The sequence below is a fragment of the Streptomyces sp. TN58 genome, assembly GCF_001941845.1.
GTDB lineage: Bacteria > Actinomycetota > Actinomycetes > Streptomycetales > Streptomycetaceae > Streptomyces.
This window is the reverse complement of the sequence record NZ_CP018870.1, coordinates 793,842-816,855: the sequence shown is the minus strand read 5'-3', so window position 1 is coordinate 816,855 and position 23,014 is coordinate 793,842. Positions and strand designations below refer to the sequence as shown.

Annotated in this window: 19 protein-coding genes and 1 pseudogene; 9 read left to right on the top strand and 11 right to left on the bottom strand. The window is 74.6% G+C overall.

The features are described from left to right. Nucleotides 1–257: 257 nt before the first annotated feature. Nucleotides 258–1,457: a geranylgeranyl reductase family protein gene (locus BSL84_RS03830; protein WP_094744168.1), complete on the top strand. Its 1,200-nt coding sequence runs from the start codon at nucleotides 258–260 to the stop codon at nucleotides 1,455–1,457. Between the two features lie 546 nt (nucleotides 1,458–2,003). On the opposite strand, the gene BSL84_RS03825 is transcribed toward BSL84_RS03830, so the two are convergent. After that, on the bottom strand, nucleotides 2,004–2,465 hold the full coding sequence (locus tag BSL84_RS03825; protein ID WP_030031601.1) for a nitroreductase/quinone reductase family protein: 462 nt from the start codon (nucleotides 2,463–2,465) through the stop codon (nucleotides 2,004–2,006). Nucleotides 2,466–2,622: 157 nt separating this feature from the next. Here BSL84_RS03825 and BSL84_RS03820 point away from each other — a divergent pair, with 157 nt between their 5' ends. The 3 genes from BSL84_RS03820 (at nucleotide 2,623) to BSL84_RS03810 (ending at nucleotide 5,209) form a co-directional block, all read left to right on the top strand. Further along, nucleotides 2,623–3,321, top strand: a complete 699-nt coding sequence (locus tag BSL84_RS03820) for a TetR/AcrR family transcriptional regulator (RefSeq protein ID WP_075969809.1) — start codon at nucleotides 2,623–2,625, stop codon at nucleotides 3,319–3,321. A 106-nt stretch (nucleotides 3,322–3,427) separates the two neighbouring features. Further along, nucleotides 3,428–4,072, top strand: a complete 645-nt coding sequence (locus BSL84_RS03815; protein ID WP_075969808.1) for an ATP-binding protein — start codon at nucleotides 3,428–3,430, stop codon at nucleotides 4,070–4,072. A 192-nt stretch (nucleotides 4,073–4,264) separates the two neighbouring features. Next, entirely contained in the window at nucleotides 4,265–5,209 is a 945-nt protein-coding gene (locus tag BSL84_RS03810; protein WP_234308542.1) for a spherulation-specific family 4 protein, read from the top strand. A gap of 35 nt (nucleotides 5,210–5,244) precedes the next feature. Here BSL84_RS03810 and BSL84_RS03805 read toward each other — a convergent pair whose 3' ends face one another. The 5 genes from BSL84_RS03805 to BSL84_RS03785 form a co-directional block, all read right to left on the bottom strand. Beyond that, the gene (locus BSL84_RS03805) at nucleotides 5,245–6,477 is read right to left on the bottom strand and encodes an NAD(P)/FAD-dependent oxidoreductase (RefSeq protein ID WP_075969807.1); all 1,233 of its coding nucleotides are present in this window, start codon (nucleotides 6,475–6,477) and stop codon (nucleotides 5,245–5,247) included. Nucleotides 6,478–6,677: 200 nt separating this feature from the next. Then, nucleotides 6,678–8,315 (bottom strand): helix-turn-helix transcriptional regulator, encoded by a 1,638-nt coding sequence (locus BSL84_RS03800; RefSeq protein WP_075969806.1) that lies wholly within the window; start codon nucleotides 8,313–8,315, stop codon nucleotides 6,678–6,680. 69 nt (nucleotides 8,316–8,384) lie between these two features. After that, a complete protein-coding gene (locus BSL84_RS03795; RefSeq protein ID WP_075969805.1) occupies nucleotides 8,385–9,482 on the bottom strand; it encodes a serine hydrolase domain-containing protein in 1,098 nt (365 codons plus the stop codon). Nucleotides 9,483–9,664: 182 nt separating this feature from the next. Then, nucleotides 9,665–10,219, bottom strand: a complete 555-nt coding sequence (locus BSL84_RS03790) for a hypothetical protein (RefSeq protein WP_045323510.1) — start codon at nucleotides 10,217–10,219, stop codon at nucleotides 9,665–9,667. A 120-nt stretch (nucleotides 10,220–10,339) separates the two neighbouring features. After that, on the bottom strand, nucleotides 10,340–11,083 hold the full coding sequence (locus BSL84_RS03785; RefSeq protein ID WP_045323511.1) for a maleylpyruvate isomerase family mycothiol-dependent enzyme: 744 nt from the start codon (nucleotides 11,081–11,083) through the stop codon (nucleotides 10,340–10,342). A gap of 38 nt (nucleotides 11,084–11,121) precedes the next feature. On the opposite strand from BSL84_RS03785, the gene BSL84_RS03780 reads away from it, so the two are divergent. Further along, nucleotides 11,122–11,793, top strand: coding sequence for an alpha-ketoglutarate-dependent dioxygenase AlkB family protein (locus BSL84_RS03780; RefSeq protein WP_075969804.1), 672 nt, complete (start codon nucleotides 11,122–11,124; stop codon nucleotides 11,791–11,793). Between the two features lie 92 nt (nucleotides 11,794–11,885). Beyond that, nucleotides 11,886–13,163: an ROK family protein gene (locus BSL84_RS03775; RefSeq protein WP_075969803.1), complete on the top strand. Its 1,278-nt coding sequence runs from the start codon at nucleotides 11,886–11,888 to the stop codon at nucleotides 13,161–13,163. 89 nt (nucleotides 13,164–13,252) lie between these two features. Here the strand turns inward: BSL84_RS03775 and BSL84_RS03770 are convergent, their stop codons facing one another. Next, nucleotides 13,253–13,801, bottom strand: coding sequence for an ATP-binding protein (locus tag BSL84_RS03770; protein ID WP_075969802.1), 549 nt, complete (start codon nucleotides 13,799–13,801; stop codon nucleotides 13,253–13,255). A gap of 198 nt (nucleotides 13,802–13,999) precedes the next feature. Here BSL84_RS03770 and BSL84_RS03765 point away from each other — a divergent pair, with 198 nt between their 5' ends. Further along, nucleotides 14,000–15,193, top strand: a complete 1,194-nt coding sequence (locus tag BSL84_RS03765) for a PLP-dependent cysteine synthase family protein (protein WP_075969801.1) — start codon at nucleotides 14,000–14,002, stop codon at nucleotides 15,191–15,193. An 81-nt stretch (nucleotides 15,194–15,274) separates the two neighbouring features. On the opposite strand, the gene BSL84_RS03760 is transcribed toward BSL84_RS03765, so the two are convergent. Then, complete coding sequence (locus tag BSL84_RS03760; RefSeq protein ID WP_075969800.1) at nucleotides 15,275–15,706, bottom strand: winged helix-turn-helix transcriptional regulator; 432 nt, start codon at nucleotides 15,704–15,706, stop codon at nucleotides 15,275–15,277. Nucleotides 15,707–15,765: 59 nt separating this feature from the next. On the opposite strand from BSL84_RS03760, the pseudogene BSL84_RS03755 reads away from it, so the two are divergent. Further along, nucleotides 15,766–16,491 (top strand): annotated as a pseudogene (locus BSL84_RS03755) (MBL fold metallo-hydrolase); the annotation flags it as partial. 123 nt (nucleotides 16,492–16,614) lie between these two features. Here the strand turns inward: BSL84_RS03755 and BSL84_RS03750 are convergent. Beyond that, a complete protein-coding gene (locus tag BSL84_RS03750; RefSeq protein ID WP_045323519.1) occupies nucleotides 16,615–17,103 on the bottom strand; it encodes an SRPBCC family protein in 489 nt (162 codons plus the stop codon). Between the two features lie 190 nt (nucleotides 17,104–17,293). Here BSL84_RS03750 and BSL84_RS03745 point away from each other — a divergent pair, with 190 nt between their 5' ends. Beyond that, nucleotides 17,294–19,732: a hypothetical protein gene (locus tag BSL84_RS03745; RefSeq protein WP_420711216.1), complete on the top strand. Its 2,439-nt coding sequence runs from the start codon at nucleotides 17,294–17,296 to the stop codon at nucleotides 19,730–19,732. Here the strand turns inward: BSL84_RS03745 and BSL84_RS03740 are convergent. Both BSL84_RS03740 and BSL84_RS03735 read right to left on the bottom strand, forming a co-directional pair. After that, the gene (locus BSL84_RS03740) at nucleotides 19,683–22,187 is read right to left on the bottom strand and encodes a right-handed parallel beta-helix repeat-containing protein (protein ID WP_075969799.1); all 2,505 of its coding nucleotides are present in this window, start codon (nucleotides 22,185–22,187) and stop codon (nucleotides 19,683–19,685) included. The genes BSL84_RS03745 and BSL84_RS03740 overlap by 50 nt on opposite strands. Nucleotides 22,188–22,333: 146 nt before the next feature. Next, complete coding sequence (locus BSL84_RS03735; RefSeq protein WP_045323521.1) at nucleotides 22,334–22,945, bottom strand: hypothetical protein; 612 nt, start codon at nucleotides 22,943–22,945, stop codon at nucleotides 22,334–22,336. Nucleotides 22,946–23,014 lie beyond the last annotated feature (69 nt).

The following is a 23,014-nucleotide window of genomic DNA, read 5'->3' as shown; positions in this document are numbered from 1 at the left end:
TTGGGGCGGTGTCTCGCCGTAGGATTTCCCCGGCATCGGAGCAACCGGGTGATCAGGAGCAGCAACACATCGTGAGCAGCGACGACGACGTACGCGACGCAGGTGCGGATGCAGGCGAGGGCCGGAGCCAGGGCGAGGGCCGAGGCGAGGGCGCGGGCACGGACGCCGTGGCCGGAGCGGACGCGGGGGTGGGCACGGGGGCGGACCCGGCCGAGCGGGAGGCGGCCGGCGAGGCGGCCGGGGGAGCCGACGGCGAGGTGTGGGACGTGGTCGTGGTCGGAGCCGGACCGGCCGGTTCCTCGGCCGCGCACGCGGCGGCCACGGCCGGGCGGCGCGTCCTGCTGCTGGAGAAGGCCGAACTGCCCCGGTACAAGACGTGCGGCGGCGGCATCATCGGCCCCTCCCGCGACGCCCTCCCGCCGGGCTTCGTCCTGCCCCTCAAGGACCGCATCCACGCGGTCACCTTCTCCATGGACGGCAAGCTGACCCGTACCCGCCGCTCGAAGCACATGCTGTTCGGGCTCATCAACCGGCCGGAATTCGACGCCGGCCTGGTCGCCGAGGCGGAGAAGGCGGGCGCCACCGTCCGCACGGGCACGGCAGTGGCCCGCGTGGAGCAGCACGGGGCGGCCGTACCCGACCGGCGCACCGTCGCCGTGGTGCTGGCCGACGGGGAAACCGTCCTGGCGCGCGCCGTGGTCGGAGCGGACGGCAGCGCGAGCCGGATCGGCGCACACGTGGGCGTCGAGATGGACCAGGTGGACCTCGGCCTGGAGGCGGAGATCCCCGTCCCCGCGACGGTCGCCGAGGACTGGAAGGGCCGGGTGCTGATCGACTGGGGCCCGCTGCCCGGCAGTTACGGCTGGGTCTTCCCCAAGGGCGACACCCTCACGGTCGGGGTCATCTCGGCGAAGGGCGAGGGAGCCGCGACCAAGCGGTACCTGGACGACTTCATCGCCCGGCTCGGACTCGCCGGCTTCGAACCGGCCGTCTCCTCCGGGCACCTCACACGGTGCCGCAAGCCCGACTCGCCGCTCTCGCGCGGCCGGGTCCTGGTCGCGGGCGACGCGGCCGGACTGCTGGAACCGTGGACCCGCGAGGGCATCTCCTTCGCGCTGCGCTCGGGGCGGCTCGCGGGGGAGTGGGCGGTGAAGATCGCCGAGGCGCAGGACGCGGTGGACGCCCGCCGCCAGGCCCTCAACTACGCCTTCGCGGTGAAGGCCGGGCTGGGTGTGGAGATGGGCGTCGGCAAGCGGATGCTGACCGTCTTCGAGGCCCGACCGGGCCTGCTGCACGCGGCGATCACCGGTTTCCGGCCGGCGTGGCGGGCTTTCGCCCGCATCACGCGGGGGGCGACGACACTGGCCGACATGGTGCGTACGTACCCGCTGGCACGCAAGGCACTGCACGCGCTGGACGCACGGCAGGCGGCGGCACGGAACGCCGACCGGGGCTGAGGCTGTCCACATCCCCGGCGGCCGGCTACGGCCCGGCGCCGCATCGTGGGGGTCGCCCGCGTACGACCGCGTACGACCGGTACGCGGGCGACCCTCCGCCCATGCAGCAGGCACCGCATCAGACCCGGCGAGCACTGCCCTTCACGCGGACGACGCCACTTTCGCACCACGCCCTGGGGCTGTCCCGTGATCCTGGCGAACACGCGGCGCGGCTACGGGCCGCGCTGCGTGCCGGCAGCGACCACGTAGGCCCGCTGTGAGGACGCTCTCTCTCCGCCTCGCGCCGCGTCGCGCCGACGCCGCGCGCTGAGGCACCGGGTGGGAGGAGAGCCGGCGGTCTCTTTCGGAGCACGCCGGGGGCCCGCCGCCTGGCGGGGACCGGCCGGACACGGGGGTCTCGCGGCCGGCCCTGTCGGTACGGGCCCGCGAGGTTCGCCGGCCCGGGAGTGCCTGATGCCGATTCCGCGCGGCTGACCCGCGCGGAATGAGGGTGGGCGACGCCCGTGGCCCTCGTACGGCGCCGGTGACAGCCTGGCCGGCGGCGGGTCAGTGCGACGCGGGGATGATCCGGAAGACGGGGTGGTCGCCGGCGATGGCCTGGATCTCCGCGTCCGAGGCCTTCGCGTCGACGCCCTGGAAGAACTGGTTGACCTCCCAGCCCCACTTCTCCAGGTAGGTGCGCAGGATCGCCGACTTCTCGACCGGATCGGTGACCTCGACGACGGTAAACGCACGCACCTTCCGTCCCACGCGCAGCTCGCCGCCGCCCGCAACCCGCATGTTGCGGACCCACTGCGAGTGGCCGCGGGCCGAGACGAGGTACTCCGCGCCCTGGTACCGGTGCGGATTGACCGGAATGCGCTGCATCTTGCCGGACGTACGACCGCGCACCGACAGCTCGGCGCTGCCGGCCAGGCTGATGCCGACACGGGCCAGCTTGCCGAACAGCGAATTGAAGCGGGTGACGAGCGGGCCGGCCTGGACGTAGTACGGGGTGGGCGTGCTCACGATGACCTCCGGGCCTTCATCTTGCGTCGGGAGAGCAGTGCTCTCGCTTGAGATCAGTGTGCACGGATCGATGCGCCAAAACAAGAGCGCTGCTCTCGATCCAGAGCGATGATCCGGTTTCTGGGCAGTGCTCCGTTCGCGTGGCAGACTGGCCCGCATGAACACCGTGCGAGGGGCCAGGGAACGGGCCCGCATCGAGGTCACCGCCGCCATCAAGGACGAGGCCCGCCGCCGGCTCGCCGCCGAGGGGGCCGCCAAGCTCTCCCTCCGCGCCGTCGCCCGCGAGCTGGGCATGGTCTCCTCCGCCCTCTACCGCTACTTCCCGAGCCGTGACGAGCTGCTGACCGCGCTCATCATCGACGCCTACGACAGCCTCGGCGCCGCCGCCGAGCAGGCCGACTCCCGGGCCCTCGCCGAAGGCGCCCCGCCCCGCGCCCGCTGGATCGCCGCCTGCGAGGCCGTCCGCGCCTGGGCGCTGGAGCACCCGCACGAGTACGCCCTCGTCTACGGATCCCCCGTCCCCGGCTACAGCGCCCCCGCCGACACGGTGGGGCCCGCCTCCCGGGTCGGCAACGTCCTCATCGGCATCGCCCGCGCCGCGTACGAGGGCCGCGGTCTCGCCCTCCCGCCGCTGCCGCCCGCCCTGGCGCCCGAGGCCGGCCGGATGGCCGCGGAGTTCGCCGAGGGCCTGCCCCCGGCGGTCGTCGCCGCCCTCGTCGCCGCCTGGGCCCAGCTGGCCGGGCTCGTCTCCTTCGAACTGTTCGGCCAGTTCCATGGAGTCGTCGAGGAGCGGTCCGCCTTCTTCACCCACGCGGCGGGCCAGCTGGCGCACGGGGTCGGACTGCCCGCCGTATGAGGGGCAGCCTCCGTCGGCCCCGGTGGGAGGCGAGCGCGCCGGTGCCGGCGGGCCCGCCTGACAGCTCGTTGCGAACACGCTGAACCACCCCCCGGATACTTGCCGGATGGACAGATCAAGGGCCTCCTGGGTCAACACCACGCACGACTGGGCCGGGACCGTGGACGCGGTCCACCTCGACCGGATCCGCCAAGGGACCGCCTTGTTCGCGCCGGGCGGGCCCGAACACCTCGTTCTGGAAGTTCTTGCCTACGCCGCCGACGAGGCGGCGAGCCAGGGCGGCGGACGGTGCGTGGTCACGCTGCACCCCGACGGCTCAGTGTCGGTGAAGGACGACGGTCGCGGCACCGACACCCGGGTCGACGAGCACGGCCAGGTGGTGAAGAAACCGGTCATGGCCACGAAGGACCTCCGCTTCTTCGACTTCCCGGAGGCGGAACGGCTTCCGGACGGACATCCCCGTCGCGGCATGTCCGTCGTCGCGGCGCTCAGCGAGTGGCTGATCCACACCAACCGCCGGCTCCACGGATCCTGGAGCCGGCGCTACGAGCACGGCATCCCGGTGACGGACCTGGAGCCTGTCGAAGCCGACGGTACGACGGGGACCTGCGTCCGCTTCCTGCTGGACGAAGCCCTGCGTACACGCTGGTCGTTGACCGCGGGCGAACTGGCACGGTGGTCCGAGCACTGGCCCGACCTGACCGCCCACCTCGACGACCAGCGCGACCGCGAGGACCGGTCAGGCCCGTGACAGCCGGTCGGCACGACACCCCTTAGGGCTGGAGGGCCCGGGAGCGGGACGTCCTCGCGGGAATTCACATGATGGGGCGATGGCTCGCTCTGCTGTTCCTCACGCCAATACAGGAGGTTCAGCCGTGGGGGATGGGCCGCCCGTCTAGTGTTCCTCGGGAGCCCCCGCCCGCCTCCACCGGAGGAAACGTTCATGCCTCGCGCCGAGAAGGCCCTGTACGCGGTCCTGGCCACCGTCTTACTGGCCGCGCCGGCGCCGGTGCCCTCGACCGCGACGCCGCAGCGCGAAGCGGCGGCCGGGTCCGCCCCGGCGGCCACCCCGACGCCCCGGTTGCCCGGCGTCCGGGGCCTGGAGATCGGCGTACCCGCCTACGTGATGGCGAACGACCGCATGCTGACCGACCTCACCCGGACCGCCCCGGCGCCCTCGGTGGTCGTGCTGAACCCGGGAAACGGCGACGCCCCCTTCGACGCCCCCTGGCGGGCCCGCGCCGACGCCCTCCGCGCCCGCACCACCTCCACCGGCGAGCGGACGAAAGTCCTCGGGTACGTGCACACCGACCACGGCAACCGCGACATCGCCGCCGTCAAGGCCTCCGTCGACAACTACCTCAAGACCCCCGACGGCCGCCTCCACGTCGACGGCATCTTCTTCGACGTGGTCAGCCGCGACTGCGGCCCCGCCGACGCCACCCGTGACCACTACGCCGAGCTGCGCCGCTACGTCCAGGACACCATGAACGCGGCCGACCCCGCCGTCCCCGACCTCGTCGTCAACAACCCGGGCACCGCCATAGCCGACTGCTACCTGGACCCCGCCCGCCGGACCGCGGACGTCTTCGTCACCTACGAGGACACGTACGCGGCGTACACCGGCGCCGGCTGGCTCGGCGGCAACGTCTTCGACCACGACTCCGGCTACCGCCCCGGCGCCGAACTCGACCCGAGCGGCACGGCCTTCTGGCACCTCGTCCACGACGTCCCCGGCGACGACGCGATGCGCGCCACCCTCCGCACCGCCTTCGACCGCGGTGCGGGCTACGCCTACGCCACGGACACGGTCATGCCCAACCCGTGGAACGCCGGCCCGACCTGGAAGTACACCTCCCAGACCACCCACGCCGCCACCATCGGCTGAACACCGCCGCCACGCCCCGCCCGCACCGGCGACGGTCACGCCGCCTGCGCGGGCGCCGAGGGCGCGTGTGCCAGGATTCGGGACACGTTGTCCGGCGCGAAGAACTCGGCGGGCGAGGTGACGCCCGCCGTGACCCGGGCGAAGGCGTCCATGGCCGGTCCGTTCCCGGACACCGCGGCGAGGAGTCGGCCCAGTTCCGGCGGCGGGGGGTCCAGCGTGGCCAGCTCGGTGGTGAACTCGTACATCGGCAGAACCCGTTCGTCCCTGCTCGCCTGATAGTCCCGCATGGCCGCGTCGAAGCTCCGCCGGCCGGTGAAGGTCTCGTCGAGCGCCCGCACGCACAACTCGGCGTCGCGGAAGGCGTCCTGGATGCCCTGGGCGGTGATGAAGTCCTTGAGGTACCCGGCGTCTCCGACCAGCGCCCAGCCCGGGCCGTACGGCTTGCGGAAGAAGTTCGGTACCGCCGACCCCACGAGGCGCGTCTCACGGGTGGCGGACGCGGCCCGTTCCGCGAACGACGGGACCAGGGCGATCGTGGCCAGGTAACCGGCTTCGACGTCCGCCCGGTTGGCCGCGAAGTCGCGCATCGGGAGCCCGCAGATGACCACCGTCCGGTCGTCGTTCGTCGGCCACGCGGCGAAGGCGCGGTCGGGCCGGACGTACGTCTCGAAGCGGCCGCGCATCGGCAGCCCGCTCCAGTAGGCGTAGTAGCCGCACTGGAGCTTCGGCTTCTGCGCGTACTCCTCGGCGCCGACGGCCTTGGCGACGAGCGAGTTGATCCCGTCCGCACCGACGACGACACGCGCGTACTCGGTGGTACGGGCGCCGCCGCCCGGGCCGTGCCCGCGGATCCCCGCCACCGTGTCGCCCTCGATCACGAGGTCCTCCACGCCGAATCCCTCGCGGACCTCCGCCCCGGCCTCCCGCGCGGCGTCGACGAGGACCTGGTCCAGGACCGTACGCCGCGGGGCGTAGGACGCCTCGCACCCGTCGCCGGCGGGGGAGCCTTCGATGGTGAAGGGCCCGAAGTCGAAGGAGTACGTGTCGATCGCGGGGCAGCCGCTGCCCAGGACCCGGGAGAGCAGCCCCCACCGGTCCAGGGCGGCCAGGCCGGGCGGGTGGACGAGATGGGTGGAGACCGTGTCGCTCGGGAACACCGCCCGGTCGACCAGCAGCACCCGGTAGCCCCGGCGGGCCAGCAGCATCGCGGTGGGCGCGCCGGCACAGCGTGCCCCGACGACGATGGCGTCGTAGGTCCGGTTCGTCATGACGATCCGCCTCTCCGTACGCGTACGCGTGCTGTGCCCCGTCTGGGCCGGTCCGCGTACGCGACACACGCTAGGCGCCGGGCCCGGGCCGCCGCGTCCGCAGAACGACCACTCCGGGAACTGGGCAATTCCTCCCATGCCCGGTCCCCGCCCCCGCCCCTGCCGCCCCCGACCCTGCCGGCCCTGGCCCCGGCCGCGTGTCAGACGAGGCCGTGCCGGTGCGCGTACGCCGTGGCCGCGGTCCGGGACGCCACGCCGAGCTTGGCGAAGATGTTGCCCAGGTGACGGGCGACCGTCTTCTCGCTCAGGAACAGGTCGTCGGCCACGGCCCGGTTCGACTTGCCCACCGCGACATGCCGTAGCACCTCCCGCTCACGGGCCGTGAGCAGCCCCGCGGCCCGGCCGGCGGCCTTGAGGGCGAGTTCCTCGGCCCGCACCAGGTCCGGAGCCGCCCCCAGCGCCCGGAACACCGCCATGGCGGCCTCGATCTCCAGCCGCGCCGTGACCTCGTCACCGCTCTCCCGGCAGGACAGACCGATCAGCAGCCGGGTCCGGGCGGCCTCGTACGGGGCGTCGAGCTCGCGGAACGTCGCCACCGCACGGCCGAGCAGCGCCTGCGCGGCGCGAGAGTCACCGGACGCCACGAGCACGGCGCCCCGCGCCCGGGCGGCGACCGCGTCCAGCAGTGGGGACTCCAGGGCCTCGGCCGCCCCCGCCAGCTCCCGCGCGGCGCTCCGCGCCTCCTCGACCCTGGCCGCGGCCAGCATGACCTCCACGAAGGCCGGCAGGATCCGGCAGCGCGCGTTGCGGTCGCCGGCGGCGTCGAGAGCGGTGCGGATCGCCGCGTCGGCCGCCTCCACCTCCCCGGTCGCCAGCAGCGACAGCGCGACTCCGGGCTGCGCGGTGTGGCCCAGCCGGCTCGCCTCCCGGTAGGCCCGGCGCGCCTCCTCGTACTCCCCGCGCACCCGGTGGAGCTCGCCGAGCTGGTAGTACGCGGCGTCTGCGGACTCGGCTGCCGGCGCCGACCGCATCCACCGGCACGCGCGGTCGGCCTCGTCCAGGGCGTCCGCCCAGTCCCCGTGCAATTGCATGATCTCGACGCGATGGGCCAGACAGATCCCGCGGTACGGGACCAGCTGCTGCTGCGCCGAGCACCACCGGGACAGCGCAGCCGTCCACTCACGGGCCCGGCGCAGGTCGAACACCTCGTGGCAGGCCGCGATGACCGCGCAGTAGGCCAGGCCGGACACGATGGGGGACACCTCGCCGGCCGTCACGGCGACCATGGCCTCGTCGAGCAGGGCGACCCCCTCCGCGGGCCGCCCCAGCCGGATCAGGCACTCCCCGACGGAGACCATCGAGAAGTTCAGCAGATCCGCGTCCCCGAACCGCGTCGCGAAGGCCGAAGCCCGCTCGGACAGGTCTGCCGCGTCCGCTATGTCCCCGGCGAAGTACCCCTGCAGGCCCTGGAGCGCCAGCAGATAGCCCTCCTCCACGCAGTCCGCCTGTTCGGCGTCGAGGAGCCGTCGAGCCCGCGCAATCCAGCCGGCGGCGTGCGACCACTCACCGGAGAGGACCAGGTCCAACCCCAGCCAGAACACGCAGTGCACGGCCCGCGGCACATCGCCGCGCGTCAGCCAGGCGTGGTGGGCCCGGGTCCACAGCTCGCCGCTCTCGGGCCGCCGGCCGGTCAGGTGCGCGGCGAGGGCGAGCCGCTCCAGGCCGTCGGGCGGCAGGGGCCGCCGGCGGTCGGCCTCCGCCAGGATCTCGAACACGTCCCCCCAGGCATGCCGCGCCCACGCCTCCTCGGCGGACCGCGGATCCGGAGCCGGGTTCATCCCCCCATTCTCCCAGCCCGCCGCCATCCGGCCCGGCGGCGGCGGGCTGCCGGGACACGGCAGCGGCTGTCAGCCGGTCCAGATGGACAGGAGCCGGTTCGCCGCGCGGAAGTGGTCGGGCGAGTGCGTGTTGCAGACCACGGTGACCGCGGTGTTCCGGTCCGGGCTCACCTTGAAGGTGCTGTGGAACTGCTCCCAGTCGCCGCGGTGCACCAGGCTGTTGTCGGGCAGGAGGAGCATCCCGGCCCCGTACCGCCCCGCCTCGATGCCGCGCCCGCGCAGCACGTCGCCCACGCTGACCGCCCCCCGCGTGACCCCGGCGAGCAGTTCAGGGCCGCCGACGCGTCCGGTGCGGTGGTTGTCGGCCCAGCGGACCATCTCCCCCGGCGTGGTCTGCACGGACCCGTCGCCGTACTGCTTCCAGGGGGAGGACTCGGGAGTGAAGGCGCCGTCCCTCTCGTCGTACGACTTCGCCTTCCCGGGGACGTCCGCCGCCGGGGCCGACGTCATGCGCAGGTGCAGCGGGGTGAAGAACTCCTCCTGGAGGAAGGACGGGAACGGCCTTCCGGTGACCCTCTCGACGACATGGGCCGGCAGGACGTAGTTGGAGTTGGAGTACGAGAACCGCCTGCCCGGCGGTTCCTCCGGCCGCGAGGCGAGGACGGCCGCGATCGCCTGCGACTGGCCGGCCGGGTCCGTGACCCCGACGCCCTCGGCCTCCAACAGGTCCTGGTAGTCGGGGATGCCGCTGGTGTGGCGCATCAGATCCCCCAGCGTGACCTCCCGGGTCCAGGCGGGCGGGTCGTCGAGGAAGTCGGACAGGGGGTCGTCCAGCGAGAGCCGATGCCGTACGGCCAGCAGGAGGACGGCATCCGCGGTGAACTGCTTGGAATTGGACGCCATGTCGAAGACCGTCCCGGAGGTGATGGCGCGCCCCGTCGCCAGGTCGGCCTTCCCCCTGCCCGCCTCCCAGACGACTTCACCGCGTTCACCGACCGCGGCCGCGCACCCCGGGCCGTCGGCGGACGGCACCAGCTCCCGGAGTACCGCGGCGCTGCGCTGCGCGCGGTCGTCGTCGGCCGAGAACGCCCCCGGCGCGGGGCCACCGGTGAGCGCGACCACGAGCAGGGCGGATGCGGCCGTGTACGGCGAGGCCCTTCGATGCACGCGGACCACCCTCCTCCCTCTGTCGAGAGTCCTCCGGCGGTCAGGCCGCGGCCACTCGATCAAGGGCCGGCTGCGCCCCGCAAGGACCAGCCGCGCGGGCCTCACGCCCGGGCGTTTGGGCCTGCGCCCGGCCGTGCGCCCGGACATGTGCGCCTTCCGCCCGCCCGGACGGTTCCGCCGGATCAGCGGTAGTCGTCCGGGTGGCCCTGCATCCAGGTGTTGATCTTGTCCCGGGTTCCGATCAGCAGGGTCTGGTGCTTCTTCAGGTTCTGGAAGCTCCGGTCGCCGCCCAGCTCCGTGTCGAGCTTGGCGACCAGCGCGATCGGTTCCGGGAAGTGCCCGGGCCCCTTCGGGTCCGCCTTCATCGCCGCGTCCAGGCTGTGGAGTTCGTCGTAGACCCGGCCGAGGAAGTAGGCGCATTCGGAGGGCGTGCACGAGCCGTCCAGCGTCGCCTGCAGCCCCGCGAAGGCGTCCCGTACCTTCTCCGGCGGCGGGGTGCCGGGCGGGGCGGTGGCGGGCCTGCGGGACGCCGGGGGCGCGGCCGGACCCGATTCCGCCGCCCCCGGCAGCGGGGACGCCGACGGCGCGGAGTCCGCGGCGGACGCGGAGGGCGTGGCGGGCGCGGAAGCCGCCGAGGACCCACCGGCCGACGCTGCCGGATCCGAAGAGCAGGAGACCGCGAACCCCGCCAGAACCACCGCGGCCAACGCCGCGCCGCGCACCCTGGAACCGAACATCTGCTACCCCCGTGATCTTGTTGAGGAGGAGACCATAACCGCTGGTCCGAGCCGGTGCGCGCCGGGGGTGGGCGTCGGGCGCCGGGCGCGGCGTCCGCCGCACCCGGCCTCACCGAGGGCTCAGATGCCGGCCGTGTCCATCCACAGTGCCGCCAGGGACAGGTCGCCCGTCACCCCGGGGCCCGCCAGGGGCGTCCGGTTCCACAGCGCCTCGTACAGCCAGGACGCCTCGCCGGTGACCTCGCAGTCGACCGCGTCGCCCAGGTCGCCCAGCACCGTGCGCGGCGGGGCCGGCGACAGGTGCACGGTCCACACCGCGCCCGTGTCGGCGGCACGGATCCGCATCGTCCGCGGCTCGGGAGTCCGCACCCGGCTGCGCGGCCGCGCGTGGAAGCCGGTCAGCAGCTCGTCCACCCCGTCCTCCGCGAACTCCGGCGCCACCGGCGAGAAGACGGTCCCCGCCGCGGTCTCCGCGTCCATCCGGTGCACGGTGGTCTCATGGGCCTGCCGCCGGGCCCAGAAGGCCACCGGTGACGGCGGGGCCGTCGGGAGGAAGGTCCAGCACTGGACGTCGTCCGGCGCCTGCGTCAGTGTCCGCACCAGATCCGCGTGCCCCTCCCTGAACCACGCCAGGAGCTCGCCGCCGACCAGTTCCGGCGCCTCCGGGAAACCCGTCGGCTCCAGCCGCCCCTCCGCGACGTAGGCGGCGGCCCAGCGGTGCACCGACCCGGTGTGCCGCAGCAGGTCGGTGACATGCCAGCCCGGACAGGACGGTACGAAAGCATCCGTACCGGCTCGTTCTGCCATGTCGGCGAGCAGCTCGCCTTCCCGGGCGAGGGTCTTCACGTACGCGGTGATCTCCATACCGGGAGTCTCGCAGTCCCGGCGCCGACAATGGAGGGGTGGACGGGGAACTCTTCCCGCGCGAGCGGACGGTGATCGCCCCCGGCGCGGTGCACGTGCCCGACTGGCTCGGAGAGCGCCGGCAGGGCGAGTTGCTGGCCGCCTGCCGCGCGTGGGCCCGCCCGCCCGCGGGCCTGCGCACCGTGCGCACCCCGGGCGGCGGGGTGATGACCGCCCGGCAGGTGTGCCTGGGCCTGCACTGGTACCCGTACGGCTACGCCCGCACCGCCGTCGACGGGGACGGGCAACCGGTCAAGCCGATGCCGGACTGGCTGGCCGAGCTGGGCCGGGACGCCGTCGCCGCCGCCTACGGGGCACCGCCGCAGCCGGGCGCGGCCGCCTACGACATCGCGCTGATCAACTTCTACGACGGGGACGCCCGGATGGGCATGCACCGCGACGCGGAGGAGAAGTCCCCTGCGCCCGTGGTCTCGCTCAGCCTCGGCGACAGCTGCGTCTTCCGCTTCGGGAACACCGCCTCGCGCGGACGCCCCTACCGGGACGTCGAGCTGCGCAGCGGCGACCTCTTCGTCTTCGGCGGCCCCAGCCGCCAGGCCTACCACGGAGTGCCCAGGGTCCTGCCGGGCACCGGTCCGCGGGCGCTCGGGCTGACCGGGCGGCTCAACATCACGCTCAGGGTCGGCGGCCTGGGCCGGGCCCCCGGACTCTGAGCGTCCGTAGCGGCGTGCGGGCGCCGGTGTTCCTGTGCGCGGACACCCCGGGGCGGCGTCCGGCACCCTCCGATCATGCGAGGATCGATGCCATGAACGGCAACGGGGTCCCACCGCGCATGGGGGACGCGACCACGCCACCGGCGTCGAACAGCGGCACGCGTACCAAGCTGGAACGCGGCCGCGGCGCGCTCGGTCCGGCGCTGGAGCTCGTCCACACCGGCCGCGCCCCGACCCGTGCGGTGCTGACGGCCGAGCTGGGGGTCACCCGTGCCACCGCCGGCGCCGTCGCGGCCGAGCTGGAAGCGCTGGGACTGATCCGGGTCGACTCCCGCCCGGGCGCCTCGGGCGGCACCGGAGGCACCGGCGGAGCCCAGGGACGCCCCTCGCACCGCCTCTCGGTGGCCGAGGACGGGCCGGTGGCGCTCGCCGCGCAGGTGCACTCGGACGGCTTCCGGGCAGCCCTGGTGGGGCTCGGCGGCCGGATCGTGGCCACCGCCCCCGGCAAGGTCACCGTCTCCGCGGATCCGGCACAGGTACTCGGCGCGGTCGTGCGGGCCGGCGCGGAACTGCTCGCGGACAGCGGCCGCCGATGTGTCGGCGCGGGCCTCGCGGTCCCCTCGGCCGTCGCCGAGCCGGACGGCACCGCCCTGAACCCGCTGCACCTCGCCTGGCCGGCCGGCTCACCCGTACGGGACATCTTCGCGGAGTGCGTGAAGGCGGCCGGGATCGACGGACCGGCCCTGACCGGCAACGACGTCAACCTCGCCGCGCTCGCCGAGCACCGGCACGGCGCGGGCCGCAGCGCCCAGCACCTGCTGTGCGTCGCCACCGGGCACCGCGGGGTGGGTGGGGCCCTGGTCCTGGACGGCCGTCTGCACAGCGGCAGTTCCGGCCTGGCGCTGGAGGTCGGCCACCTCACCGTGAACCCGGAAGGGCGGGCCTGCCACTGCGGAGGCCGCGGCTGCCTGGACGTGGAGGCGGACCCGCTGGCCTTCCTCACCGCGGCCGGCCGGAGCCCCGGCCCCGAGGTGTCGCTGCTCCAGCAGGCCCGCGACCTGCTGCGCCAGGAACCGGGGGAGCCGTCGGTACGGGCCGCCACGGAGGAGCTGATCGACCGGCTCGGCCTGGGCCTCGCAGGCCTGGTCAACATCCTGAACCCGGACCGGATCATCCTCGGCGGACTGCACCGCGAACTGCTCCACGCCGACCCGGAACGGCTCCGGGCGGTCGTCGCCGACCGCAGCCTGTGGGGCCGCAGCGGAGGCGTGCCCATCCTGCCCTGCACCCTGGACCACAACAGCCTGGTCGGCGCGGCGGAACTGGCCTGGCAGCCCGTGCTCGACGACCCGCTGGCGGCCCTCGCCTGACCGTCCCGTGATCCCCCGGCGGACAGGTGCCTGACCGCCGGGGGATCCCCGGCGGGCACGCGGCGCCGGCCACGGCCGCTCCGCCGCGGTCAGCCGGGGCGGACGGCCACCGGCGCAGGCAGGGGCAGCGCCACGGGCACGCCCGCCGGATCGGCGGCCACGACCACCGTGCGCTGGGGCTCCCGCGCGGGCCGGGCCACGATCGAGACCGGGAGCGTCGGCGCCACCGGCGCGGGCGCGGCCGCCAGGGAGAACCAGACCGCCTTGCCCGGCCCGTCGGGCCGTTCGCGCACCCCCCAGGCCTCACTCAGCGCCTCCACGAGGGCGAGCCCGCGACCGCTGGTCTCCAGCGGCCCGGCCGGCGCGGCGCGCAGAACCGGAAGACGCGGATCGCTGTCGACGACCGAGACCGTCAGCCGCCCGAGCCGGAACTCGATCTCGACGACGCAGGTCTTGTCCGGCTGCGCGTGGCGGTGGACGTTGCTCAGCAGCTCCGTCACGCCGAGCGCAGCCCGGTCTATGAGCGGATCGAGCTGCCAGTGGCGCAGTTGGGCCGAGACGATTCTGCGGATCTGGCCGATCCGCGACGGCAAGGCCTGCAGTTCGACGACGCAGTGCCTGCGGGAATGACTGATCACGGCTGCGACTCCCCGACATGAGTGTTACGGGTGCTGCACCCTCGGTAATGCCCCACCAGGGTCACCCACCGTGGCGCGCAGTGCAACCGATCGCGACCGAAAGCGATCCGCATAGATACCCAAAGTGACCGTTTGTGCAGGTGAGAGGGGTACATTGCGAAAGGAGGGGCGAAGTAGACCCATGAAGGAGCGCGGCGCATGAGCACCACCGGCACTACCGGCACCAACGGCACCGGAACCGCCACCGGAACCACCACCGGGACGACCGGCACGTCCGGGACGACCGCCACGACCGTCGACGTCGACCGCAGCGACGCGGACTACCGCGTCTGGCTGAAAGAGGCCGTGCGCAAGGTCCAGGCCGACGCCAACCGCTCCGCGGACACCCACCTGCTGAAGTTCCCGCTCCCCGAGGCGTGGGGCATCGACCTCTACCTCAAGGACGAGTCCACGCACCCGACGGGCTCACTCAAGCACCGCCTCGCCCGCTCGCTGTTCCTCTACGCCCTCTGCAACGGCTGGGTCCGGCCCGGCCGGCCCGTCATCGAGGCCTCCTCCGGCTCCACCGCCGTCTCCGAGGCGTACTTCGCCAAGCTGATCGGCGTCCCCTTCATCGCGGTCATGCCGCGCACGACCAGCCCCGAGAAGTGCCGCCTGATCGAATTCCACGGCGGCGAATGCCACTTCGTGGACGACCCGATGGAGATGTACGAGGAGTCGGCGCGGCTCGCCGCCCGCACCGGCGGCCACTACATGGACCAGTTCACGTACGCGGAACGGGCCACGGACTGGCGCGGCAACAACAACATCGCCGAGTCGATGTACCAGCAGCTGCGCCTGGAGCGGTTCCCCGAGCCCGCCTGGATCGTGGCGACCGCCGGCACCGGCGGCACCTCCGCGACCATCGCGCGGTACGTGCACTACATGCAGCACGACACCCGCGTCTGCGTCCCGGACCCGGAGAACTCCTGCTTCTTCGACGGCTGGACCCGCAACGACCCGGACGCGAGCAGCGATTGCGGCTCGCGCATCGAGGGCATCGGCCGCCCGCGCATGGAGCCGAGCTTCGTGCCGGGCGCCATCGACCGGATGATGAAGGTCCCCGACGCGGCGTCCGTCGCCGCCTGTCGCGCCCTCGAAACGGCCATAGGGCGCAAGGCGGGCGGCTCGACCGGCACCGGCCTGTGGAGCGCCCTGAAGATCGTCTCGGAGATGGTGGCGGAGGGCCGCACCGGCAGCGTCGTCACCCTGCTCTGCGACCCGGGCGACCGCTACCTGGACAAGTACTACTCCGACGAGTGGCTGGCAGCGCAGGGCCTCGACATCGCCCCGTACGCCGAGACCCTCGACACGCTGCTGACGACCGGCGTCTGGCGCGAACCGACCGCCTGACCAGGCGCTGTGGGGGGTCGTCGAAGTCCCGTCTGGGTGGCGGGGCCCGGCACGCACGCTACTTTGACGACACCCCCGGCGCTACCGGGAGTTGCTGCCCCACTCCCACATGCTGTCCACCACCGGTTCCAGGGCGCGGCCCCGGCCGGTGAGGACGTAGCTGACCCGGGGCGGCCAGCCGGGCGTGCGGTGGCGCTCGATGACGCCGGCCCGGGCCAACTGGGCCAGCCGGTCGGAGAGGACCTTGTCCGACAGGGCCGGCAGCGCCCCCGACAGCTCCGAGTACGAGGCCCGGCCGCGGCGCAGGAACTCCCGCAGGACCAGCGGCGTCCAGCGGCCCCCCAGGGCGGTGAGGGTGACGTCGACCGGACAGTGCGGTTCCCCGGCCGGCGGGACGAGGGAGCCGTCCGGGCAGTCCGCCAGAGGGCCGCCGGCCGGCGGGTCGTTCCGGGTGCCTTCCGGCGGCCCGTTCCGGGCGCCCTTCGGCGCGTGGCCAACCGTTTGGTGAGTCACGAAAGCCCCTCCTAACGTCCGTTGCGAACAGCCCGCCCGTCCGTCTCCAGGGGGTCCTCGTGCGCATCCATCATCTCAACTGCGGTTCGCTCCGCACGGTTCCACCGCTCCCCGGGACGCCGGTCCCCGTGGCCGACCCCGGCGGGCTGCCCGCGGTCTGCCACTGCCTGCTCATCGAGACCGACGCGGACGGGCTGGTGCTCGTCGACACCGGCCTCGGCACCGACGACCTGCGCCGGCCCGACCAGGCACTGGGCGCGGACTGGGTGGCCCACGCCCAGCCGGTGCTGGACCCGCGGGAGAGCGCCCTGCACCAGCTCGTCCGCCTCGGGTACGACCCGCGGGACGTGCGGCACATCGTGCTCACCCACCTCCACCGGGACCACACCGGAGGCCTGGCGGACTTCCCCCACGCCCGGGTGCACGTGCACCCCGACGAGTACCGGGCCGTCACCGACCCCTCGGCCGCGCACCACCGGCACAGCCTGGACCGCTTCATGCCCGCCCACCGGGCGCACGGCCCGCGGCTGACACCCGCGACCACGGACGGGCCCGCGAACTGGTTCGGCTTCCCCGGCGCGGCCCGGCCGCAGGGGCTGGGACACGAGCTGCTGCTGGTGCCGCTGCCGGGCCACTCGGCCGGGCACGCGGGCGTCGCCGTGCGCGACGACCACGCCAGGTGGCTGCTGCACGCAGGCGACGCGTACATGTACCACGGCGAGCTTGAGCACACCCCGGCCCTCGGCCATCCCCTCCTCGAACCGGTCCAGCAGGACGCGCAGACCGACGCCGCGGCCCGCACCGCGACGCGCGACCGGCTGCGCGACCTCGTCCGCGACCACCCGGACGAGGTCACCGTCTTCAGCGCGCACGACCCCTGGGAGTACGCCCGCCTGGCGCGCCCCGGGTCAACGGCCGGACGCGCGGGGGGCGGTGAGGCGGGCGTCCAGCGTACGGACGGCTGTGCGGAAGGAGTGGCCCAGGCCGGGCCGGGCGACGGTCAGGACCAGGCGGAACGCGGCCGGGCCGTCCGCCGCGAACGTCCAGCGCACGTGCGTGCCCGATCCGGCCGGAGTGAGCCTCCACTCCTCCAACAGGGCCCGGACACCGGGCGCGTTGGTCGTGTCCACCCGGTACGCGTAACGCCGTTCGGGCTCCGCCGCCATGACCGTCTCCTGCATGCGCACCCCGCCCAGCAGCCCGATCTCGCGGCCCGCCCCGCCGTACAGCGGGCGGGCCAGCGTCACCGCCCTGAACCAGCGCGGCCAGCCCTCCACCTCGTCGGCGAGCGCGTGGTAGACGGCCTCGGGCGGCGCCGACGCCTGCGCGGCGAACACCAGCCGGACCGGCGCGTCATCGATGAAGTCCAGCCCCACCGGGCGGAGTCGGCGAACCATGGCGGTACCTCCTGAGGGGGATGTTCCGGCGGACGTGCGCGCGCCACCATAGCGGCGCGCCCCGGAGAAGTCCGCCGCGGTCTCCCCACGATTCCCCACCGCAACTCCCGCCCCACCACTTCCTGTCCGTCCCGGTCGCCGACCGCGGATTCCCCCGGACGGGGCCTGGGCAGCGCCGCCGCCGCGCGGGATGCTGGATCCGCGCCTGTGGTGCCGCGCCGACGACGCCCATCCCCCGCGAGCGGAGGCCTCCGTGCCCGACCGCCCCCACACCGACCCGCCCCTCGCCCTCGAACTCCTGGTGCACGGAGTCGCCGGAGCATCCCCCGCCGAACTCCTCGGCGACCCCCGCACCGTGCGCGTCACCGGCGACTCCACCGCGGCCGTGTTCCGCCGCACCGAGGACGCCGACGCCGAAGCCCACCCCGAGCGGTACGCCGGCCTGCCCGTCCCCGAGGCCTACTGCTGGTCCCGGCTCACCTCCGGCAACGGCGCCCGCGCCCTGTGGCTGCTGCTCCTGCCCTTCATGGTGGCCAACCTCGCCCACTGGGCCCGGCCCGCCGCCCCCACCGGCCCCGGCGCCGACCCCGCGCCGCGCGCGGTGCGCACGTACGGGGTCCTCGTCCGGATCCTCGCGCTCAGCCTGACCGTCCTGCTGATCGCCGCCGCCTGCGAGGTCGCGCTCGACCTCGCCGCCTGGCAGTGCGCCGGCTCCGCGACCTGCACCGCCGCCGGCTCCCCGCTCGGTTTCCTCGCCCCCGAAGGCGGCGGCTGGTGGTCCCAGCCCGGCCGCCGCCTCGCCCTCGGCGCACTGGTCCCCACCGCACTGACCGGGCTGCTCTGGTACCTGTCGAACCGCACCTGGAGCGCATACGAATCCCAGCCGCCGCCCGCCGGCGCCGCCGACCCGGACACCGCCTCCGCCACCGCGCCCGCGCTCGGCCGCCCCGGATTCTGGTACGGGCGCCGCATCGTGGCCCGGCTGCGGGCCGCGCACACCGCGGCCGGGCTGCTGACCGTCGCGGTGGCCGTCTCCGCGCCGACCGCCGACCACGACCGCCGCACCGGGGCCGCCGCCCCCGCCCTCGAAGCCCTCGGCTGGATCACCCAGGCCCTCCTCGCCGCCGGGGCCGTCACCGTCGCCTGGGTCGTCTGCCGGCGCGGCCGCAGCGAGGACCGCCCCGACCACCGCCTGGACCGGGCCGCGGTCAGCCTGCTGCCCGGAGCCGCCCTCGCCCTCCTCGCCGCCGTCCTCCTGCACGCCTGCCTCCCGCGCCCGGACTGGACATCCACCGGACGGCTCCCCGGGGACTTCGCCTTCGGGGTGCTCATGCTCGGCCAGGGCCTGTGCGTACTCGCCCTCGCCGCCGTCGCCCGCCACCTGTACCGCAGGGCCCCCGATCCCGCGGCCGCCCTCCGCGGCCTCGGCGGCCCCGCCGTCGCCATGCTGGGCTGCGCCCTCGGCGGGGTCATGACCGGCGGGGTCGCCCAGCGCGTCGCCGACTGGCTGGACGGAGGAGCCACCCCCGGCATGGCCGGCGCACCCCTGCCCGGCCCGCCCGTGCTGCTGTCCTGGCAGGCAGCCGTCCTGCCCCCGCTGCTCCTCGTCCTGGCGCTGCTCGCCGCCTGGTTCGCGGTACGTGCGGCCCGGGCCCGGCGCGGCCTCGCCGCGGCCGTCGCGGACGAATACCCGGGGGAGACCCCGGACACCGCGCGCAGCCGCCGTATCGCCGGGGCACGGACGGCCGCCGCGCTCACCGACTCCGCGCCCTGGTTCGTCGCGGCCGTCTCCGGGGTCACCCTGGTGCTCGGCGCGGGCGCACTGGCCGGAGCCTGGATCAGCGGGCGTGTCCCGGGCGAGGCCGCACGCGGCGGCCCGCCGCTGCTGGAGACCGCCGCCCGCGCAGCCCAGGACGCCGGATCCTGGCTGATCGGACTCGGTATCGCCCTCTTCGCCGCCTGGGGCCGCCGCGCCTACCGGGACCCGGCCGCCCGGCGGACCATAGGGATCCTCTGGGACGTCGGCACCTTCTGGCCGCGCGCCGCCCACCCCTTCGCCCCGCCCTGCTACGCCGAGCGCGCCGTCCCCGACCTGACCTGGCGGATGGCCGGGTGGACCGGCCGCACCGGCGGCCGACTGGTGATCTCCGGCCACTCGCAGGGCAGCGTGCTCGCCGCCGCCGCCGTCTGGCAGCTGCCGCCGCCCGCCCGCCGCCGCGTCGCGCTGCTCACCTACGGATCCCCGCTCGCCCGCCTCTACGGCCGCTGGTTCCCCGCCTACTTCGGCCCCGGCCCGCTCGCCGCCCTGCACCGCGACGTCGACTGCTGGCGCAACCTCTGGCGGGCCACCGACCCCATCGGAGGCCCCGCGCTCCCCGGCCCCGCCTCACCGGCAGTGGACCGCGGCCCGCTGGCCGACCCCCTCGCCTACGGACGAAGCGCACGCCACCCGCTGCCCGCGCCGATCCTCGGCCACAGCGACTACCAGGCGGACCCCGCCTTCGCCGCCGAACGCGCAGCCCTGCTCGCCCGGCTGGACACGGCGGCCCGCGCCGACGTACCCGCACAGCGCCCCGCTGTCAGCAAGGGGCCGGCAGCGTCGGCAGATCCGCCGGGAACAGCAGGGTGAGCTCGTCCGTGCTCGGCTCCGACAGCTGGGCCACCCGCCCCGCGTGCCGCTCCACCATCGACTCGAAGGTCTGGCGCGCGGTGCGGCCGTTGCCGAAGGCCGGACCCTTGGGCAGCTCCGTGAAATACGCCAGCAGCGCCTCGGCGGTGCCCTCCCCGAGGCGGTACTCGTGCTCCTCCGCCTGCTGTTCCACGATCCGCAGCAGTTCCCCCGGGCCGTAGTCGCCGAAGGCGATGGTGCGTGAGAACCGCGAGGCCACACCCGGGTTGACGGTCAGGAAGCGTTCCATCTCCGCCGTGTAGCCGGCGACGATCACCACCACCGCGTCCCGGTGGTCCTCCATCAGCTTCACCAGCGTGTCGATCGCCTCGCGCCCGAAGTCCCGGCCCGAGTCCTCCGGGGCCAGCGCGTACGCCTCGTCGATGAACAGCACCCCGCCGCGCGCCCGGTCGAAGGCCTCCTGCGTGCGGATCGCCGTGGAGCCGATGTGCTCGCCCACCAGGTCCACGCGCGACACCTCGACCAGGTGCCCGCGCTCCAGCACCCCGAGGGAGGCGAGGATCTCGCCGTACAGCCTCGCGACCGTGGTCTTCCCGGTGCCGGGGGAGCCGGTGAAGACCAGGTGCCGGCGCACCGACGCGGCCTTGAGGCCCGCCTGCTGCCGCCGCCTGCCGACCTCGATCATGTCGGTGAGGGCACGCACCTCGCGTTTGACGCTGTCCAGGCCCACCAGCGCGTCGAGCTGCCCCAGCACGGCTCCGGACGGCCGGGCGTCAGGAGCCGCGGCCCCGGCCGGCCCGGGATCCGCGGGCCGCGGCACGGACGCGGCGGCCGCCTGGGCCGGCTGCGCCGCAGGGCTGCGGGCCGCGGTGACCGTACGCACGCCGCCCGGCGCCCCGGTCAAGCCGTCGCCCGGGGCCGTCCGGGCCGCCGACGCCGATGCCGACGCCGATGCCGACGGCGGCGACGCCGCCGCCGACCGCGGGCCGGAGCCGTCGGAGGTGCACTCCTCGGCGACGGGCCCGTCCTCGGGAAACTCGTATCCGCCGCGGGAGCACCGCTGCGTGTGACAGCGCGTCAGCGTGGTCCGGCAGCCGTCGAGGATGTGGAAGCCGAAGCCGGCACTGTCCGTCACCCGGCAGGCCTTGAACGTGCCGCGCCCGCCCGCCGACACGTAGAAGCCGGCCTCGGCGGGGGAGGAGACCGTGCAGCGCTCCAAAGTCGGATCGGCGCCCTTGGTGACGATCACGCCGGTCTGTACGGCCTCGATGGTGCAGCCGGCGAGCGTGCCGCCGCTGCCGTGGTCGCGGAACCACGCCCCGGTGGCGGCTTCGCGGACACGGCAGTCGTCGAGCTGCGCCGTGGCACCGTCGCTGACCGAGACCGCGGTGTTGCGGACCTGGGACAGGTCGCTGTCGGTGACGTCGACACTCGACCCGCGGTCCAGGACGAACAGCGCGTCCGGCACATCGTGGACCCGGCAGGAGTCCAGGGAGGCGCTGGCGCCGTCGCTGACCCACACCGCCGGATAGTCGCCCGTACTGTCGTGGATCTCGCAGGAGTCGGCATCCACCCGGGTGCCCGGGTCCCACACGGACAGGCCGTTGCGCCCGAAGCGGCGCACCGAGGTGCGGCTGAGGGTGAGCACCGAACGCGACCGGAGGTCGACGGCGTTCTCCGGGATGTCGTGGATGTCGCACCCGGCCAGGGTGAGGACGGCGTCGGTGTCCAGGGTGACCCCGTCGGCCGAGGTCCGGTGGACCGCGCAGTCGGTGAGGCGGGCGGCGGCGCGCGCGGCGATCTGCACCCCGGCGCCCCTGACCTCGTAGACCTCACAGCCCAGGGCCTCCAGGCCCGAGCCCTCTCCGGTGACCGCGATGCCGGCACCGGTGGAGTGGTGGATGCGGCACCGCTCCAGACGCGGCCGGCCTCCGCCGCGGACCGAGAACCCGGTCTGTCCCGAGGCCACGACCTCGCACTCCTCGAACACCCCGCCGCCGCCGTCCAGTACGGCGATCCCGACGCCGGCCGGATTCTCGACGGTGCAGCGGCGCACCAGCGGCCGGGCCCCGGGGCCGCGCACCTCGATGCCGGCCGCCGAGTGCGTACTCACGCGCAGGTCGGTCAGCTCGGGCGAGCCGTCCTCCACCAGCAGCGCCGGCGCAGCCCGGTCCTGGCCCTCCAGGTACAGGTCATGCACCACGGCCGAGGCGTGCAGGGTCAGCGCCACGCCGTCGAGGGGCGCGATCCGCACCGAACCCGAGCCGTCCTCCGGCCCGCGCAGGGTGACGGCGTGGTGCAGCACCAGATTCTCCCGGTAGGTGCCCGGGGGGATGGAAAGCACGTCCCCGTCGCCGGCGGCGGCGAGCGCGGCGGTCAGCGTCGGATACTCACCGGAGCGGCGCCGCCACCGCGAAGCGCCGCCGTGCGTCACCTGGACCGTGCCCTGAACCATGGTGCTGTCGTGCCCCCACCCTCGTGCTCGCGCTGCCGATGCGGCCGGAGCCGCTGATGTCCGAGGCCGCTCGCGTGACTGCTGCCACCGGAGCGACCGGTCCGGCCGCCCCACCGTAGCGCGCGCGGAGCCGATGGGCCGCCAGCTCAGCCACCGGCGCCCGCCCGTCCCCAGTCCGGTCCGGCCGCCGCCCACGCCCGGTCCAACCGTATGTACCGCCGATGCATGAGCCGGCGTACGACCAGGCGACGGACCGTCACGGCCAACACGGCCACCCCGGCAGCGGCGGCCAGACCCGCCGTCCCCGCGTGGAAGGAGGCGGAGGACGGGTCCAGCGGCTGACCCACCAGCCGGCCACGGGCGTCGGTCCACACGCGGAACCGGTCGCCGGGCAGCGGTGGTTCCTCCGCGGCCGGCACCGTGCCCTGGTGGCTGCTGCCGTCGGGGGCCGTCCACGAGGCCACGATCTGCGTACGCCGCGGTGCCGTCCGCTGCACCGACGGGTCGCCGGACACCTCCTCGTCCAGAGCCGCGGCGGGCCTGACCACCACGGCCGGGACGAGATGGCGCTCCTGCCGCTGCTCGTACACGGCCTGCTGGAGCGTGCCGTCCACGCGCAGGCCCGCGACCCAGCCGACGGCCGGGGCCACCACCACGACGCACACCAGCGCCGCGAACGCCACCCACGCCTCGAAGAGGTCGGTCGGTCTGCGCAGCGGATTGTGCCGCCATCGCCACACGCCCAAAGCTGTCCGCACGGTCCGGCTCCCCCTACTAGCGCCAGTCTCCGCCTGTCTCCTGTTCCGACTGCTCCAACGGCCTGGTCA